16 protein-coding genes and 1 pseudogene are annotated in these 16,716 nt (G+C 62.0%); 8 read left to right on the forward strand and 9 right to left on the reverse strand.

From position 1 onward, the window contains the following. Positions 1 to 3: 3 nt before the first annotated feature. From ACM6G4_RS04075 to phnN, 7 genes and pseudogenes are all read left to right on the forward strand, one after another. Positions 4 to 1,992: a heme lyase CcmF/NrfE family subunit gene (locus ACM6G4_RS04075; RefSeq protein WP_056721630.1), complete on the forward strand. Its 1,989-nt coding sequence runs from the start codon at positions 4 to 6 to the stop codon at positions 1,990 to 1,992. Then, complete coding sequence (locus tag ACM6G4_RS04080) at positions 1,989 to 2,525, forward strand: DsbE family thiol:disulfide interchange protein (RefSeq protein WP_150724492.1); 537 nt, start codon at positions 1,989 to 1,991, stop codon at positions 2,523 to 2,525. The genes ACM6G4_RS04075 and ACM6G4_RS04080 overlap by 4 nt, the downstream gene beginning before the upstream one ends. Next, positions 2,522 to 2,995: a cytochrome c-type biogenesis protein gene (locus ACM6G4_RS04085; protein ID WP_409078493.1), complete on the forward strand. Its 474-nt coding sequence runs from the start codon at positions 2,522 to 2,524 to the stop codon at positions 2,993 to 2,995. Before ACM6G4_RS04080 ends, ACM6G4_RS04085 begins: the two co-directional genes overlap by 4 nt. Further along, complete coding sequence (gene ccmI / locus ACM6G4_RS04090) at positions 2,988 to 4,190, forward strand: c-type cytochrome biogenesis protein CcmI (protein ID WP_056721635.1); 1,203 nt, start codon at positions 2,988 to 2,990, stop codon at positions 4,188 to 4,190. The genes ACM6G4_RS04085 and ccmI overlap by 8 nt, the downstream gene beginning before the upstream one ends. Positions 4,191 to 4,204: 14 nt before the next feature. After that, entirely contained in the window at positions 4,205 to 4,612 is a 408-nt protein-coding gene (locus ACM6G4_RS04095; protein ID WP_082562888.1) for a hypothetical protein, read from the forward strand. Positions 4,613 to 4,672: 60 nt separating this feature from the next. Next, a pseudogene (locus ACM6G4_RS04100) lies at positions 4,673 to 4,855 on the forward strand (alpha-D-ribose 1-methylphosphonate 5-triphosphate diphosphatase); the annotation flags it as partial. A gap of 20 nt (positions 4,856 to 4,875) precedes the next feature. Further along, entirely contained in the window at positions 4,876 to 5,442 is a 567-nt protein-coding gene (gene phnN / locus ACM6G4_RS04105) for a phosphonate metabolism protein/1,5-bisphosphokinase (PRPP-forming) PhnN (protein WP_414913108.1), read from the forward strand. A gap of 68 nt (positions 5,443 to 5,510) precedes the next feature. Here phnN and ACM6G4_RS04110 read toward each other — a convergent pair whose 3' ends face one another. After that, on the reverse strand, positions 5,511 to 6,392 hold the full coding sequence (locus tag ACM6G4_RS04110) for a LysR family transcriptional regulator (RefSeq protein ID WP_414913109.1): 882 nt from the start codon (positions 6,390 to 6,392) through the stop codon (positions 5,511 to 5,513). A gap of 248 nt (positions 6,393 to 6,640) precedes the next feature. After that, entirely contained in the window at positions 6,641 to 7,846 is a 1,206-nt protein-coding gene (locus tag ACM6G4_RS04115) for an MFS transporter (RefSeq protein ID WP_414913110.1), read from the reverse strand. A gap of 235 nt (positions 7,847 to 8,081) precedes the next feature. On the opposite strand from ACM6G4_RS04115, the gene ACM6G4_RS04120 reads away from it, so the two are divergent. After that, positions 8,082 to 8,711, forward strand: coding sequence for a hypothetical protein (locus ACM6G4_RS04120; protein WP_414913111.1), 630 nt, complete (start codon positions 8,082 to 8,084; stop codon positions 8,709 to 8,711). 84 nt (positions 8,712 to 8,795) lie between these two features. Here the strand turns inward: ACM6G4_RS04120 and ACM6G4_RS04125 are convergent, their stop codons facing one another. From ACM6G4_RS04125 to hyi, 7 genes are all read right to left on the reverse strand, one after another. After that, the gene (locus tag ACM6G4_RS04125) at positions 8,796 to 9,794 is read right to left on the reverse strand and encodes a sulfate ABC transporter substrate-binding protein (RefSeq protein ID WP_056721644.1); all 999 of its coding nucleotides are present in this window, start codon (positions 9,792 to 9,794) and stop codon (positions 8,796 to 8,798) included. Positions 9,795 to 9,967: 173 nt separating this feature from the next. After that, complete coding sequence (locus ACM6G4_RS04130) at positions 9,968 to 10,792, reverse strand: ion transporter (protein WP_056721646.1); 825 nt, start codon at positions 10,790 to 10,792, stop codon at positions 9,968 to 9,970. A gap of 21 nt (positions 10,793 to 10,813) precedes the next feature. Further along, positions 10,814 to 11,728 carry an urea transporter gene (locus ACM6G4_RS04135; RefSeq protein WP_414913112.1) on the reverse strand — a complete coding sequence of 305 codons (915 nt, stop codon included), beginning with the start codon at positions 11,726 to 11,728 and terminating at the stop codon, positions 10,814 to 10,816. Positions 11,729 to 11,931: 203 nt separating this feature from the next. Further along, the gene (gene pyk, locus ACM6G4_RS04140) at positions 11,932 to 13,347 is read right to left on the reverse strand and encodes a pyruvate kinase (protein ID WP_056721650.1); all 1,416 of its coding nucleotides are present in this window, start codon (positions 13,345 to 13,347) and stop codon (positions 11,932 to 11,934) included. Continuing rightward, on the reverse strand, positions 13,337 to 14,617 hold the full coding sequence (locus ACM6G4_RS04145) for a glycerate kinase (RefSeq protein ID WP_056721652.1): 1,281 nt from the start codon (positions 14,615 to 14,617) through the stop codon (positions 13,337 to 13,339). Before ACM6G4_RS04145 ends, pyk begins: the two co-directional genes overlap by 11 nt. Before the next feature lie 180 nt (positions 14,618 to 14,797). Beyond that, positions 14,798 to 15,688, reverse strand: coding sequence for a 2-hydroxy-3-oxopropionate reductase (locus ACM6G4_RS04150; protein ID WP_056721654.1), 891 nt, complete (start codon positions 15,686 to 15,688; stop codon positions 14,798 to 14,800). Between the two features lie 131 nt (positions 15,689 to 15,819). Next, positions 15,820 to 16,602, reverse strand: a complete 783-nt coding sequence (hyi, locus tag ACM6G4_RS04155; protein ID WP_046037664.1) for a hydroxypyruvate isomerase — start codon at positions 16,600 to 16,602, stop codon at positions 15,820 to 15,822. Positions 16,603 to 16,716 lie beyond the last annotated feature (114 nt).

Here is a 16,716-nt window from a genome sequence, read left to right on the forward strand (position 1 = left end):
CTGATGACAGCTGGAATCTTCATTCCCGAGTTGGGCCACCTGGCCATGATCCTGGCGCTGTGTTTCGCGCTGGTTCAGGCCGTGGTGCCATTGGTCGGTGCCTGGCGCGGTGACCGCTTCTGGATGAGCCTGGCCCAGCCGGCCGCGTGGGGGCAGTTTGCATTCTTGCTGTTCGCCTTCGGTTGCCTGACCTACGCCTTCATGGTCGACGACTTCTCCGTGGCTTATGTGGCCAACAACTCCAACAGCGCCTTGCCGTGGTACTACAAGTTCAGCGCCGTGTGGGGTGCCCACGAAGGCTCCCTGTTGTTGTGGGCCTTGATTCTCGGCGGCTGGACCTTCGCGGTGTCGGTGTTTTCCCGGCAGTTGCCGCAGGTCATGCTGGCCCGCGTGCTGGCGGTGATGGGCATGATCAGCACCGGTTTCCTGCTGTTCCTGATCATGACCTCGAACCCGTTCAAGCGCATCCTGCCGCAAATGCCCACTGACGGCGCCGACCTCAACCCGCTGCTGCAAGACATCGGCCTGATCGTTCACCCGCCGATGCTGTACATGGGCTACGTCGGTTTCTCGGTGGCCTTCGCCTTCGCCATAGCCGCGCTGATGGGCGGTCGCCTGGATGCCGCGTGGGCGCGCTGGTCGCGTCCGTGGACCATCGTGGCCTGGGCGTTCCTCGGCATCGGCATCACCCTCGGTTCGTGGTGGGCGTACTACGAACTCGGCTGGGGCGGCTGGTGGTTCTGGGACCCGGTGGAAAACGCCTCGTTCATGCCATGGCTGGTGGGCACCGCGCTGATCCACTCGTTGGCGGTCACGGAAAAACGTGGCGTGTTCAAGAGCTGGACCGTGTTGCTGGCCATCGCCGCATTCTCCTTGAGTCTGCTGGGTACCTTCCTCGTGCGTTCCGGCGTGCTGACATCGGTGCACGCCTTTGCCTCCGATCCGGAGCGCGGGGTGTTCATCCTGATTTTCCTGCTGTTCGTGGTCGGTGGTTCGCTGACGCTGTTCGCCCTGCGCGCGCCGGTGGTCAAGAGCCAGGTGGGCTTCAACCTCTGGTCCCGGGAAACCCTGTTGCTGGGCAACAACCTGGTACTGGTGGTGGCCGCGTCGATGATCCTGCTCGGCACCTTGTACCCGCTGATTCTCGATGCCATGACCGGCGCCAAGCTGTCGGTCGGCCCGCCGTACTTCAACGCGCTGTTCATTCCGTTGATGGCATTGCTGATGGTGGTGATGGCGGTCGGCGTGATCGTGCGCTGGAAAGACACCCCGGTGAAATGGCTGGTGAGCATGCTCACCCCGGTCCTGCTCGGCAGCGCTGCGCTGGCGGTAGTGGCCGGCGTCGCCTATGGCGATTTCAACTGGGCCGTGCTCGCGACCTTCATGCTAGCCGCCTGGGTGTTGCTGGCCGGCGTGCGTGACATCTTCGACAAGACTCGCCACAAAGGCCTGATCAAAGGTTTGCCGACCCTGACCCGCAGCTACTGGGGCATGCAGGTCGCGCACCTGGGTATTGCCGTGTGTGCGCTGGGTGTCGTGCTGTCGAGCCAGAACAGTGCCGAGCGCGACCTGCGCCTGGCGCCGGGCGAATCCATGGACCTGGGCGGCTATCAGTTCGTCTTCGAAGGCGCCAAACACTTCGAAGGCCCGAACTTCACTTCCGACAAGGGCACCGTGCGGGTGATCAAGGGCGGCAAGGAAATCAGCGTGCTGCACCCGGAAAAACGCCTTTATACCGTGCAGAACTCGGTGATGACCGAAGCGGGCATCGACGCCGGTTTCACCCGCGACCTTTATGTCGCCCTCGGTGAACCACTGGGTAACGGTGCCTGGGCCGTGCGCGTGCACGTCAAGCCGTTCGTGCGCTGGATCTGGTTCGGCGGCTTGCTGACCGGCTTCGGCGGGTTGCTGGCGGCGCTGGATCGGCGTTATCGGGTCAAGGTCAAAAGCCGCGTGCGCGAAGCACTGGGCATGTCGGGAGCCACTGCATGAAGCGTTGGTTGATGTTGTTGCCACTGGCGATTTTTCTGGTGGTCGCTGTATTCCTTTACCGTGGGTTGTACCTGGATCCGGCCGAGCTGCCTTCGGCCATGATCAACAAGCCGTTCCCGGAGTTTTCCCTGCCGTCGGTGCAGGGCGACAAGACCCTGACCCGCGCTGACATCCTGGGCAAGCCGGCGCTGGTCAACGTCTGGGGCACCTGGTGTATTTCCTGCCGGGTCGAGCACCCGGTGTTGAACAAGCTGGCCCAGCAGGGCGTGGTGATCTACGGCATCAACTACAAGGACGTCAATGCCGACGCCTTGAAGTGGCTGAAAGACTTCCACAACCCGTATGCGCTGGACATTCGTGACGACGAAGGCTCGCTGGGCCTGAACCTCGGCGTGTACGGCGCACCGGAAACCTTCTTCATCGATGCCAAGGGCATCATCCGTGACAAGTTCGTCGGCGTGATCGACGAGCAGGTCTGGCGTGAAAAACTGGCGGGCAAGTACCAGGCGCTGGTCGACGAGGCCAAGCCATGAAGCGCTGGATCGCTGCCGTTGTCCTGGGCCTGAGCCTGGCGGGTGTGGCCCACGCGGCCATCGACACCTACGAGTTCGCCAAGGAAGGTGACCGCGAACGCTTTCGCGAGCTGACCAAGGAGCTGCGTTGCCCCAAGTGTCAGAACCAGGACATCGCCGACTCCAACGCACCGATTGCCGCCGACCTGCGCAAAGAGATTTTCCGCATGCTCGGCGAGGGCAAGGACAACCAGCAGATCATCGACTTCATGGTCGATCGCTACGGTGATTTCGTCCGCTACAAGCCTGCACTGAACGCCAAGACCGCCTTGCTCTGGTTCGGCCCCGCCGGCCTGCTGCTGGGCGGTGTCGTGATCATCGCGGTGATCGTCCGCCGTCGTCGCGTGCAACGCGCCGGCACCCCGGGCTCGCTTTCTGCCGAGGAGCGCTCGCGCCTCGACCACCTGTTGGATAAAACCAAGAATGATTGATTTCTGGCTCGCTGCAGGTCTGCTGCTTCTGGTTGCCCTGAGTTTTCTGTTGATCCCGGTGCTGCGCAGCCGTCGCGCCCAGCGCGAAGAGGATCGTACCGCCCTGAACGTCGCGCTGTATCAGGAGCGTGTGGCTGAGTTGCAGACTCAGCAGGAAGAGGGCGTGCTCGATGCGGCGCAAATGGACGCCGGTCGCGCCGAAGCCGCCCGTGAATTGCTGGCGGACACCGAAGGCGCTGACGCGCCGCGGGTGTCGCGTCTGGGCAAACCCTTGCCCTTGCTGGCGGCCATTCTGGTGCCGGTGCTGGGCCTGGGCCTGTATCTGCATTTCGGTGCCAGCGACAAGGTCGAGCTGACCCGCGAATTTTCCCAGGCACCCCAGTCGATGGAAGAGATGACCCAGCGCCTGGAGCGTGCGGTCGCCGCTCAGCCGGATTCCGCTGAAGGCATGTACTTCCTCGGTCGTACCTACATGGCTCAGGATCGCCCGGCGGACGCGGCGAAGATGTTCGAACGCACCGTCAACCTGGCCGGTCGCCAGCCCGAGTTGCTCGGTCAATGGGCCCAGGCCCAGTACTTCGCCGATGGCAAGAAGTGGTCGGACAAGGTCCAGGCCCTGACCGACGAAGCGCTCAAGGCCGACCCGAAAGAAGTCACCAGCCTTGGCCTGCTGGGCATTGCCGCGTTCGAAAGCGAGCGTTATCAGGACGCCATCGATTACTGGAATCGGCTGTTGGCGCAGTTGCCGCCGGAAGATAAATCCCGCGAAGCGCTGCAAGGCGGGATTACCCGGGCCACGGAGAAGCTGGTGGCCAGTGGCGGCAAGGTTGCGCAAGCACCGGCAGCGAAGACCGCGGCGTTGCTCAAGGTCAGCGTCGACCTGGCAGCGGACCTCAAATCCAAGGTCCAGCCCGGCGACAGCGTGTTCATCTTCGCCCGTGCGATCTCCGGTCCTCCGGCCCCGCTGGCGGTCAAGCGCATGACCGTGGCCGACCTGCCGGTGACCGTCGAACTGGGCGATGCCGATGCAATGATGCCGCAATTGAAACTGTCGAACTTCCCTGAAGTCCAACTGGTTGCGCGCATTTCCCGTGCCGGCAAACCGACCGCCGGCGAATGGATAGGTCGCAGCCAACCCCTGGCCAGCAGCACCACCGCGCCGCAAACACTGACCATCGACAGCCCGGATAAATAACAGGAAACGCCACCATGACCGCCATTGCTCGTATTGCCCTGCTCAGCGCTGTCTTGGGGTTAAGCGCTTGTGCGGTCCAGCCACCAACGGAACATCAGGCACCAACACCGTTCCCGCCGTCGCAGCCGAGCCCCACGCCATCGACGTCGCCCGTACCGAGCAAGCCGACCGTCCCGGCCAAACCCTCCAAGCCGTTGCCGCGCACCTCTGCCAGCTTCGCGCCACCACCGGGGGGCAATAGCCATTGGGATCCGAAGCTTGGGGTGTATGTGCTGGATGACCAGCCCAATACCTTTTATCGCCAGCGTACCTATTACCGCTGGGATAGCGGCTGGAGTAGGTCGATCAGTCCGAACGGGCCGTGGGAAGATACTGACATCCACGGTGTACCGGGTGGCCTGGGACGGAAATTCGGGCAGTAATGCAAAAAAAGGCGACCTTCGGGGGCGCCTTTTTTGTGGGCGTTGAAGTTGTGCTTTCACGGCAGGAGTATGTTGATGGGCGCACTGAACATCGTGCGCGGCCGGTCGCACTCGGGTAACGTGGCCGCCGCAGAGCTGGCCGCCGGGCTGAACGATCATGGCGAGATTGCGACGGGCCTGCGGGCCGAACTGCTGCAGGCACGCAGTCAGGACGGTTTGCCGGTGGTCCAACAAGTGTGGTGACAAGCGAAGAGGGGGTTTTGATGGCAGGCAGGTTGATCTATCTCATCGGGCCTTCAGGTTCGGGCAAGGACAGCCTGCTGGATGCCGCGCGAACGCGGTTGGCCGAACGCGGCTGCCGTATCGTGCGCCGGATCATTACCCGCTCGGCCGAAGCCGTGGGCGAGGCGGCGCTGGGCGTCAGTGCCCGGCAATTCGCCGACATGGAAGCCCGGGACGCGTTTGCCCTGAGCTGGCACGCCAATGGGTTGTCTTATGGCATCCCGCGGGAAATCGACGATTGGCTGGCCGCTGGCCAGGACGTACTGGTCAATGGCTCGCGGGGGCATTTGCAGAATACGCACCTGCGCTATCCGGATGTGTTGGTGTTGTTGCTGAGCGTGGACCAGGCGGTGCTGCGTGAACGACTGCTCAAGCGCGGGCGTGAATCGGTTAGCGAGATCGATCAGCGCCTGGCACGCAATGCCCGATTCAACGAGCGGCTGCTGGCGGAAGATTCTGCCGTGCACCTGCTCGACAACTCCGGGCCGCTGGAGCTTACGGTCGAACGCTTGCTGGCCTGCATTGACGAGCAAGCTCCTCGCGCCTGACGTTGCCGGGCACCGGTGATGCCCGGCAAGTGCCAGCCTGCGATCTGTTGATTTTGATTCAACGGTTTTTACCCCGCCAACAACCCCTGCACATACTCCACAAACGCCCGAGCCTTGGCACTGGCCATTCTCCCAGTGGGGAACACCGCCCACAGGTCCAGGTTCGGCAGTGCCCAGTCCTTCATCACTTCCCGGACCGAGCCGTCGGCCAGTTCCGGTGCGAACATCCATTGCGAAGCCATCGTCAGCCCTTGATGGGCCAGCACGGCTTCACGCAGGCCTTCGGCGACGTTGACGCGGATCCGGCCGCTGATGTTCACCGATTGCTCCTCGCCTGCCTTGTTGAACTGCCAACTGGCGCTGCCACCGAGGGTATAGAGGATGGCCTGATGCTTGCGCAGGTCGGCGGGGCAGGTGGGCTCGCCGTGTTTTTCAAAGTAGGCCGGCGTGCCCAGTACCATGCGCCGGCATTCGGCGATCTTGCGGGCGGTCAGGCCCGAGTCGTTCAACACGCCCATGCGCAGGGCGATATCGACGCCTTCCTCCACCAGATTGACGTTGCGATCATCGAGCATCAGGTCGATGTCCAGCGCCGGGTTTTGCTCCAGGAAGGGCCCCAGGTGCGGAACGATGTGCAGCCGGCCGAAGGTGACAGGCGCGCAGATGCGCAGGTTGCCACTGAGCCCGTCGGCGCAGCCCCGTGCGGCATTATCGGCCTCGTCGGCTTCTTCGATGGCGCGCTTGGCCCGTTCGAAGAAGGCCAGCCCGGCTTCGGTGGGCGTGAGGCCCCGGGTCGAACGCAGCAACAGCCGCACCGCCAACCGCGATTCGAGTTGCGCGATGGTTTTCGACACGGCCGGCTGGCCGATATTCAAGCGCCGGGCCGCGGCGGAAAACGAACCGGTTTCCACCACGTAGACGAAGGTTTCCATTGAGCCGAGGCGGTCCATTGAGGGTCCTTGTGCAAACTCCGGAAGTTATCGGAAGCCTCCTGTGGGAGATTCTATGGTTGAGGGAAACCCCTCAACTGGCTTTTGGCTGATATTCGCTTTGCCCTTTCAGCAAGGCGAATAGCATCCAGCATCGCTTCAGGCGTTGAGTGTAATCGGGGTTGACCCCGGCATAACGGATCATCGTTGATCGTGGATAGGCACGGGCGCAACACAGGTGTGCGGTATGGCATTCGTTTTTTTGCGATTTACGCTGTCACCAACGAACCCTTTTGCGAAACACTCAAGAACCGCAGCAACGCCAACAGTGGAAACGCGCTGCCGACGATCACGATCCACAACCAGCCGCCGTGTTCGTACACCGCGCTGGCCACCGAAGAGCCGAAGGCGCCGCCGATAAAGATGCTGGTCATGTACAGCGCATTCAGGCGGCTGCGGCTTTTGCCGTCGAGGGCGTAGACCGCGCGCTGGCCGAGGACCATGTTCATCTGCACGCAGAAGTCGAGCACCACGCCGGTCACCGCCAGGCCGATGACGCTGTAGGCCGGATGGATAAACGCCGGCATGAAACTCAGGCTGGCGAACAGCAGGGCCAGCAATGAGGCGATGCGGGTGTGGCCGGCATCGGCCAGGCGTCCGGCGATGGGGGCGGCGATGGCGCCGATGGCGCCCACCAGGGCGAAAATCGCGATCTCGCTTTGCGACAAACCGTGATTGCGCGCCAGCTCCAGTGGCACGGCGGTCCAGAACAGGCTGAAGGTGGCAAACATGCAGCCCTGGTAAAACGCCCGCTGACGCAGTACCGGTTGTTTGCGCAACAGCGTCCACAACGAGCCCAGCAACTGGCCGTAGGACGCGCTGTGATCAGGTTCACGCTTGGGAATGGTCACGGCCAGCACGATGCTGATGGCCGCCATCAACACCGCGGCTATCATGAACATCGCCCGCCAGCCCAAATGGTCGGCCACCACGCTGGACACCGGTCGGGCCAGCAGAATGCCGAGCAGCAATCCGCCCATGATCCCGCCTACCACACGGCCACGGGTTTCTTCCGGCGCCAGGTGTGCGGCCAGCGGAATCAGGATCTGCACCGACACCGAACTGAACCCCACCAACAGCGAAATCAGCAAGAACACGTTCGGCTGATCGGTAAACGCCGCCCCCAGCAGGCTGACAATCGCCACCAGGGTGGTGATGATCATCAACCGGCGGTTCTCCAGCAGATCCCCCAGCGGCACCAGGAAAAACAGCCCCAGCGCATAGCCGATCTGGGTCAGGGAGACGATCAGGCTGGCCATGGCGTTGCTCAGGCCGATGTCCGGGGCGATCAGGCCGATGATCGGTTGGGCGTAGTAGATGTTGGCGACAATCGCGCCGCAACAGAAGGCGAACAGCAGCACCATCCCTGGGGTCATTGTCGCGGTGCCGTGGGGCACCTGGGTCGCTGGGTTCATAACGGGTCTCGCTGTACGGAAAGGAATGCGCGCAGGCTAATAGGCTGACTGAAACGGCGGAAGTGGGATTGGAGTGATAACAGTCATTCCATTGCGCAATGACTGACGAACGCGTGTGTCGCCCGTCGAAGAGCCTTGCGTCAGAACGATGTAAGTGAATGATACATTCACTTACATCTTATTCGATGGCGTGCTTATGTTCTCTCTTCCTGTCTCACCACCGGAGGGTCGTCCCATGAAGGTGAAGTTTCGTCAGCTGATTCGTCGCGCTTGTGTCGTTACCTTGATCAGCGTCTTCGGCGTTGGCCTGGCCGATGCCGACGATGCTCCGGGCACGCGCATCGGGGTGCGCGGCGAGATCACCGGCGTCAGCGCGGACATTCTGAAAGTCCATGCCAACAGCGGTGAAAACGTGATGATCAACCTGACCAAGGACACCAAGGTCCGCGCCGTGACCCTGGCCAACATCGAAGACATCAAGCCTGGCAGCTACATCGGCTCGGCGGCTGTTCCCCAGGAGGATGGCACCCTCAAGGCCCTGGAGGTCCATGTCTTTCCTCCGGAGCTGGCCGGTAGTGGCGACGGTCATCGGCCGTTTGACCTGGTCAAGGGCAGCAGCATGACCAACGGCAGCGTCGGCGACCTGGTGGTGAGCAATGGCCGGGTGCTGACCGTCAACTACAAGGACGGCCAACAGAGGATTCTGGTGCCCGAAGACGTACCCATCGTCAACCTGATACCGGCCGATCGCAGCCTGTTGAAGGTGGGTGTGAAGATCGTGACCTTTGTGACTCAGGGCGCTGACGGCACGCTCACGGCTCAATCCATTTTGGCGGGCAAGGATGGCGTGACGCCGCCGATGTAGCCGGCGCGTGGCAACCTGAGCTGAAAATGACCGCCACAAAAAAGGCGACCTGCACGGGTCGCCTTTTTCGTTAGCGTCCAGTCATCACTGACCGCTGTAGATCTGGTCGAAAACCCCGCCATCATTGAAGTGGGTCTTCTGCACGGTGCGCCAGTCGCCAAAGGTCTTCTCCACCGACAGGAAGTCCACTTTCGGGAAGCGGTCGGTGTATTTGGCCAAAACAGCCGGGTCACGCGGGCGCAGGTAGTTCGCCGCGGCAATCTCCTGGCCTTCCGGTGACCACAGGTACTTCAGGTATTCTTCGGCCGCCGCGCGGGTGCCTTTCTTGTCGACGGTCTTGTCGACCACCGACACCGGTGGCTCGGCTTCGGCGGAAACGCTTGGGTAGATGACTTCGAACTGATCGCGACCGAACTCGCGGGCAATCATTTCCGCTTCGTTCTCGAAGGTCACCAGCACGTCGCCGATCTGGTTGGTCATGAAGGTGGTGGTGGCGGCACGGCCGCCGGTATCGAGTACTGGCGCTTGCTTGAACAGCTTGCCGACGAAGTCTTTGGCCTTGTTCTCGTCGCCGCCGTTTTTCAGCACGTAGCCCCAGGCCGAGAGGTAGGTGTAGCGACCGTTACCGGAGGTTTTCGGGTTCGGGACGATGACCTGGACGCCGTCCTTGAGCAGGTCGGGCCAGTCTTTCAGGGCTTTCGGGTTGCCCTTGCGCACAATGAACACGGTGGCCGAGGTGAACGGTGCGCTGTTGTTCGGCAGGCGTGTGACCCAGTTTTCCGGGACCAGTTTGCCGTTGTCCGCCAGGGCGTTGATGTCGGTGGCCATGTTCATGGTGATGACATCGGCCGGCAAACCGTCGATGACCGAACGCGCCTGTTTGCTGGAGCCGCCGAAGGACATCTGCAGGACGATGTTTTCGTTGTGCTCGGCTTGCCAGTGTTTCTGGAACGCAGTGTTGTAGTCCTTGTAGAAATCTCGCATCACGTCGTAGGAAACGTTGAGCAGGGTCGGTGCAGCCTGGGCGATGTTGCCCAGGGCCAGGCCAGCGGCGAGAAGCGAGGCGCCAAAGAGTTTTTTCACTGCGAATTCCTTTTGATGTAGGAGCTGCCGCAGGCTGCGATCCTTTGGCTTTGATTTTCAAGATCAAAAGATCGCAGCCTACGGCAGCTCCTACGGGTTATTTATTAGTTATCAACGATGTGTCGACTATAGCCGGGCTCATATAGTCCTTTAAAGATTAAAAAGCTCTTTGCTTATTCCAGTTTTTTGAACAGTGCATTGCCACAACGGGAGCAGAACGACGCCTCGGGTTCATGGCTGTCTTTGGCGCACACCGGGCAGTCGCGATGCAACTGGCCGCCACGCATGGCCGTGGCCAGTTCGGCGGTGAAGATCCCGGTGGGCACGGCGATGATCGAGTAACCGGTGATCATCACCATCGATGAAATGACCTGGCCCAGTGCGGTCTTGGGCACGATGTCGCCGTAACCGACGGTGGTCAAGGTCACGATAGCCCAGTAAATGCCCTTGGGAATGCTGGTGAAGCCATGTTGCGGGCCTTCGACCACATACATCAGGGTGCCGAACACGATGACCAGTGTGCAGACGCTGAGCAGGAACACGAGGATTTTCTGCTTGCTGCCACGCAGGGCATCAAGCAGGTAGTGGGCTTGCTTGAGGTACGGGCCGAGCTTGAGCACGCGGAAGATCCGCAGCATCCGGATCACCCGGATGATCAGCAGGTACTGGGCATCGCTGTAGTACAGCGCGAGGATGCCGGGCACGATGGCCAGCAGGTCCACCAGTCCATAGAAACTGAAGGCATAGCGCAGGGGCTTGGGCGAGCAGTACAGGCGCAGGATGTACTCGCCGAGGAAGATCACCGTGAAGCCCCACTCGATGTACGCAAGCACGCTGGCGTAGTTCTGGTGGACGTCATCGATGCTGTCCAGGATCACCACCACCAGGCTGGCGAGGATGATCAGCAGCAAGGTGGAGTCGAAGCGTCGACCGGCGACGGTGTCGGTCTGGAAAATAATCACGTACAGGCGGTTACGCCAAGTGTCGTTGCTGTTCATGCACATCGCCTTGGCCGCAAATCAGCGCAGCCTAGGTTGATTCTCCCCGGAAGCGCAAGGCGCGCTTTCGACCGAGGCTTTGCCGAGCATTTGAACAACGCTGCGAATCAGCCAGCCGGCAAGAATGAACGGCGCGGTCAGCGTAGGCAGACCGATGGCGGCAAACACCGGCGTCAGCAACAGCGCCAGGCCGATGCCAAGCAGCGGCAGCCACGGTTGGCGACGCCGGGAGCTGAAGGCGAGGGCGGCCAGCACGGCGTTATAGCCACCGAGGCCGAGCAGTGCGGTATAGAAATCGTGGTTCAGCAGGCTCCAGCCCATACCAGCGACCGAGGCCAGCAACGCCCAGCAGAAGGCGCGGCGATCAGCGATCAGCAAACCGGCGGCAATCATCGCACCCGCCAGCGGATGACCGAGGAACATCACCTGACCAATGCCTTTGAGTGGCGCGGCAAGCATGTTCAGGGTGCTGACTTCGATCAAGTGCGGCTCAGTCGAGGGCGTGGCGAAGCATAGCAGCAACCAGCCCAGCCCGACGAAGGGCGCGGTGTAGGCCGGCAGGCATCGGCTGAACCGGACGCGCTTGAGCCACTGCTGGGTGACCATCGCGCTCAGGCCACCGGCGGCCAGGATCAGTGGCGGCATCATCGCCGACCAGGGGAAATACAGGCTCAGTAACAGTCCGAGCAGGACGCCGTTGTAGCTGAACAACCCGGCCTGGCGATCAGCCTTGGCATAGTTGCGGCGTTGCGCGGTGAGCAGCCCGGCGACACCACCGAGCAAGGCGCCGCCAAGCAAGGCGGGCGCAGTAAACAGGATGGCCAGGACGCACAGCAGGCCGCACAGCGGATTGCGCTGGAGAAAGATCTGGCTGAAGCCGTTGAGCAATGCTTCGGCCCAGTCGGGGCAGTGGGTGTTGAAGTGAATGGCAGGCATTTTGAAATCTAGGGCAGTGGAAAATCAAAGGTGTTGCACAAACTCTGTGGCGAGGGAGCTTGCTCCCGCTGGGTCGCGAAGCGACCCCAACTCCGGTGAATGCGGTTTCTCTGTGGAACCCGTCATGCCGAAAGACGACTGCTACGCAGCCGAGCGGGACGATGCGGCGATCCGACAAGCTCCCTCGCCACAAAAAGCGTTCGTTAGATCAATGTCTCGATGCGCAAAGAGTTAGTCGACCCCGGCTGGCCAAACGGCACACCTGCGGTGATCAACAGCGTGTCGCCACGCTGCGCCATGCCCTGGGCCTGGGCAATTTCCAGTGCCGTCGAGCAGACTTCATCGACCTGACGCAGACGATCGTTGACCACCGAGTGCACACCCCACGCCACGCTCAGGCGACGGGCGGTTTGCAGGTTCGGTGTCAGGTTGAGGATCGGCACCGTCGGCCGCTCCCGCGCCGCACGCAGGCTCGATGCGCCGGACTCGCTGTAGTTCACTAGCACTGCCACCGGCAGCACGTTGCTGATACGGCGAATGGCGCAGCTGATCGCGTCGGAAACAGTCGCCTCGGCTTTCGGTCGGCTGACGTCGAGTTGAGTCTGGTAGTCCGGACCGTTTTCCACCTGGCGGATGATCTTGCTCATCATCTGCACGGCTTCGAGCGGGTATTCGCCGGACGCGGTTTCCGCCGACAGCATCACCGCGTCCGCCCCTTCGGCCACCGCGTTGGCGACATCGGTGACTTCGGCGCGGGTTGGCGCCGGTGAGAAGCGCATCGACTCCAGCATCTGGGTCGCCACCACCACCGGTTTGCCGAGTTGGCGGCAGGTGCTGATGATGTTCTTCTGGATCTGCGGCACGCTTTCGGCCGGCACTTCTACGCCCAGGTCACCCCGGGCGACCATGATCGCGTCGCTCAATTCGGCGATCTCGCGCAGTTGTTCGACGGCCGAGGGCTTCTCGATCTTGGCCATCAGGAACGCCTTGTCGCCGATCAGGGAGCGAGCTTCGCGGATGTCATCGGGACGTTGTACGAACGACAGCGCCACCCAGTCCACGCCCAGTTCCAGGCCGAAGGTCAAGTCGCGGCGATCCTTGGCGGTCAGCGGGCTCAGGTCGAGCACCGCTTGCGGTACGTTCACGCCTTTGCGGTCCGACAGTTCGCCGCCATTGAGCACTGTGGTGTCGATGGCGTCGGCGTACTTGGTCACGACCCGCAGACGCAGCTTGCCGTCGTCCAGCAGCAGGTCCATGCCCGGTTCCAGCGCGGCGATGATTTCCGGGTGGGGCAGGTTGACCCGGCGCTCATCGCCCGGCGTGGTATCGAGGTCCAGGCGCAAGGCCTGGCCGCGCACCAGTTGCACCTTGCCGTCGGCGAACTTGCCGACCCGCAGTTTCGGGCCTTGCAGGTCCATCAGGATGCCCAATGGATAATTGAGCTGGCGCTCGACTTCACGAATCCACTGGAAACGCTGGGCGTGGTCGGCATGATCGCCATGGCTGAAGTTCAGGCGGAAGATGTTGACCCCGGCCAGCACCAGTTCACGGATGGCGTCGATGCCGTCGGTGGCCGGGCCGAGCGTGGCGAGGATTTTGACCTTTTTATCAGGCGTCATGTTTAGTGCTCTCAAGGATCAGAATGGCGCGGAAGTCGTTGACGTTGGTACGGGTCGGTTCGGTGACGATCAGGGCGTCCAGCGCCTCGAAGTAGCCGTAGCCGTTGTTGTTGTCCAACTCGTCGCTGGCGCTCAGGCCCAGGGCGGCAGCACGGGCGTAACTGTCCGGGGTCATGATCGCGCCGGCGTTGTCTTCGGAGCCGTCGATACCGTCGGTGTCACCGGCCAGTGCATAGACGCCGGGCAGGCCCTTGAGGCTGTCGGTCAGGCTCAGCAGGAATTCGGCATTGCGCCCGCCACGGCCATTGCCGCGCACGGTCACGGTGGTTTCTCCGCCGGAAAGAATCACGCAGGGCGCCGCCAGCGGCTGGCCGTGCAGGACGATTTGTCGGGCGATGCCGGCGTGGACTTTCGCCACCTCGCGGGATTCGCCTTCGAGGTCGCCGAGGATCAGCGGGCTGAACCCGGCCTGACGGCATTTCACCGCCGCCGCTTCAAGGGATTGCTGCGGGCGGGCGATCAACTGGAAATGATTGCGGGCCAGGCTCGGGTCACCGGGTTTGACGGTTTCCGACTCGGGGCTTTGCAGCCAGGTGCGCACCGAAGCCGGAACCTCGATGGCGTAGCGCTTGAGAATGGCCAGCGCTTCGGCCGACGTGCTCGGGTCGGCTACGGTAGGGCCGGAGGCGATGACCGTTGCGAGGTCGCCCGGTACATCGGAAATCGCATAGGTATAAACAGTGGCAGGCCAGCAGGCTTTGCCCAGGCGACCGCCCTTGATCGCCGAGAGGTGCTTGCGCACGCAGTTCATCTCGCCGATGGAGGCGCCGGATTTGAGCAGGGCTTTGTTGATCGACTGCTTGTCGGCCAGGGTGATGCCTTCGGCCGGCAGTGCCAGCAGGGCAGAGCCACCACCGGAGAGCAGGAAGATCACGCGGTCGGATTCGTTCAGGTCGCTGACCAGTTCCAGCACACGCTTGGCCACGGCCAGGCCAGCGGCATCTGGTACCGGATGCGCGGCTTCGACCACTTCGATTTTTTCGCAAGGCGCGCCGTGACCGTAACGGGTCACCACCAGGCCGCAGACTTCACCCTGCCAGCAGCGCTCGACCACTTGGGCCATGGCGGCTGCGGCTTTGCCGGCGCCAATGACGATCACGCGACCGCTGCGGTCGGCAGGCAGATGGGCTTCGAGGACTTGTTGCGGATGCGCCGCGTCGATGGCTGTGGCAAACAGCTCGCGCAGCAATTGTTGCGGATCGACCGACATGGCGGGCTCCCGGAATTCTTGTTATTTGAAGGAAAGCAGCCTGGGCAAGCTCTGGGTGGAACACCCTTGCAACTGGATGAACCTGTTCCTGTAGGAGCTGCCGCAGGCTGCGATCTTTTAGCGGGTAGTGCGGTGGAGAGTCGGGCCTGAGGATCAAAAGATCGCAGCCTTCGGCAGCTCCTACTTGTCGCGAATCGAGAAGTTCGCCATGTGTTCCAGACCCTTGATCAGCGCCGAGTGGTCCCAGTTGCTGCCGCCGATGGCCGCGCAGGTGCTGAACACTTGCTGGGTGTTGGCGGTGTTCGGCAGGTTGATGTTCAGCTCCTTGGCGCCTTGCAGGGCCAGGTTCAGGTCCTTCTGGTGCAGGCTGATGCGGAAGCCTGGATCGAAGGTGCCCTTGATCATGCGCTCGCCGTGCACTTCGAGGATCTTCGAGGACGCGAAACCGCCCATCAGTGCTTCACGCACCTTGGCTGGATCGGCACCGTTTTTCGAAGCGAACAGCAGGGCTTCAGCTACGGCCTGGATGTTCAGGGCCACGATGATCTGGTTGGCCACCTTGGCGGTTTGACCGTCGCCGTTGCCACCGACCAGGGTGATGTTCTTGCCCATCGCCTGGAACAACGGCAGGGCGCGTTCGAAGGCATCGGCATCGCCGCCGACCATGATGCTCAGGGTCGCAGCCTTGGCGCCGACTTCACCACCGGACACCGGAGCGTCGAGATATTGCGCGCCTTTTTCGTTGATCTTGGCCGCGAACGCCTTGGTGGCGGTCGGCGAGATCGAGCTCATGTCGATCACGACTTTGCCTTTGCCCACGCCGGCAGCGATGCCGTCGGCACGGAACAGCACGTCATCGACCTGCGGGGTATCCGGCACCATGACGATGATGAATTCGGCTTCCTGGGCAACTTCTTTCGGGTTCGCCAGGGCAACGGCGCCAGCGGCGACCAGGTCGGCAGGCGCAGGGTCGTGGTGGGCCGACAGGAACAGGCTGTGACCGGCTTTTTGCAGGTTCGCCGCCATTGGGTGGCCCATGATGCCGGTGCCGATAAATCCGATTTTAGCCATGAGAAAGTCCTCTTGTTTTTATAAACAGCCGTAGGAGCTGCCGCAGGCTGCGATCTTTTGATTTTGCTTTTGAAGGTCAAGATCAAAAGATCGCAGCCTTCGGCAGCTCCTACAGTGATAAATGTGTTTGATCAGATCGCGTTATGGGTCTTCAACCAGCCCAGGCCCGCTTCAGTGGTGGTCAGCGGCTTGTATTCGCAACCGACCCAGCCCTGGTAACCGATGCGGTCCAGGTGTTCGAACAGGAAGCGGTAGTTGATTTCACCGGTGCCTGGTTCGTTGCGCCCCGGGTTGTCCGCGAGCTGCACGTGGTTGATCTCGCCCAGGTGCGATTGCAGGGTGCGGGCCAGATCGCCTTCCATGATTTGCATGTGATAGATGTCGTATTGCAGGAACAGGTTGGCGCTGCCGACCTGCTCGCGAATCGACAGGGCTTGCGCCGTGTTGTTCAGGTAGAAACCCGGGATGTCACGGGTGTTGATCGCTTCCATCACCAGCTTGATACCCGCCGCTTGCAGCTTGTCGGCCGCGTACTTGAGGTTGGCGACGAAGGTTTTCTCCACGGTGGCATCGTCAAAGCCCTGCGGACGAATACCGGCCAGGCAGTTGACCTGGGTGTTGCCCAGCACTTGCGCGTAAGCGATGGCCAGGTCGACACCGGCACGGAACTCTTCGACCCGGTCCGGCAGGCACGCGATACCGCGCTCGCCCTTGGCCCAGTCACCGGCCGGCAGGTTGAACAGCACTTGGGTCAGACCGTGTGCGTCGAGCTGGGCCTTGATTTCGGCGGAGCTGAAGTCGTACGGGAACAGGTATTCGACACCACTGAAGCCGGCCTTGGCGGCCGCTTCGAAACGGGCGAGAAAGTCCTGTTCGGTGAACAGCATGGACAGGTTGGCTGCGAAACGCGGCATGGTGGTCTCCTGTATGTGTTTGATGTCCTTTGTGGGAGCGGGCTTGCTCGCGAAGGCGGTGGTTCAGTCAACATTGATGTCGACTGACACTCCCTCTTCGCGGGCAAGCCCGCT

Origin of the sequence: Pseudomonas sp. IT-P258 (assembly GCF_949767825.1) — a bacterium.
Taxonomy (GTDB): domain Bacteria; phylum Pseudomonadota; class Gammaproteobacteria; order Pseudomonadales; family Pseudomonadaceae; genus Aquipseudomonas; species Aquipseudomonas monachiensis.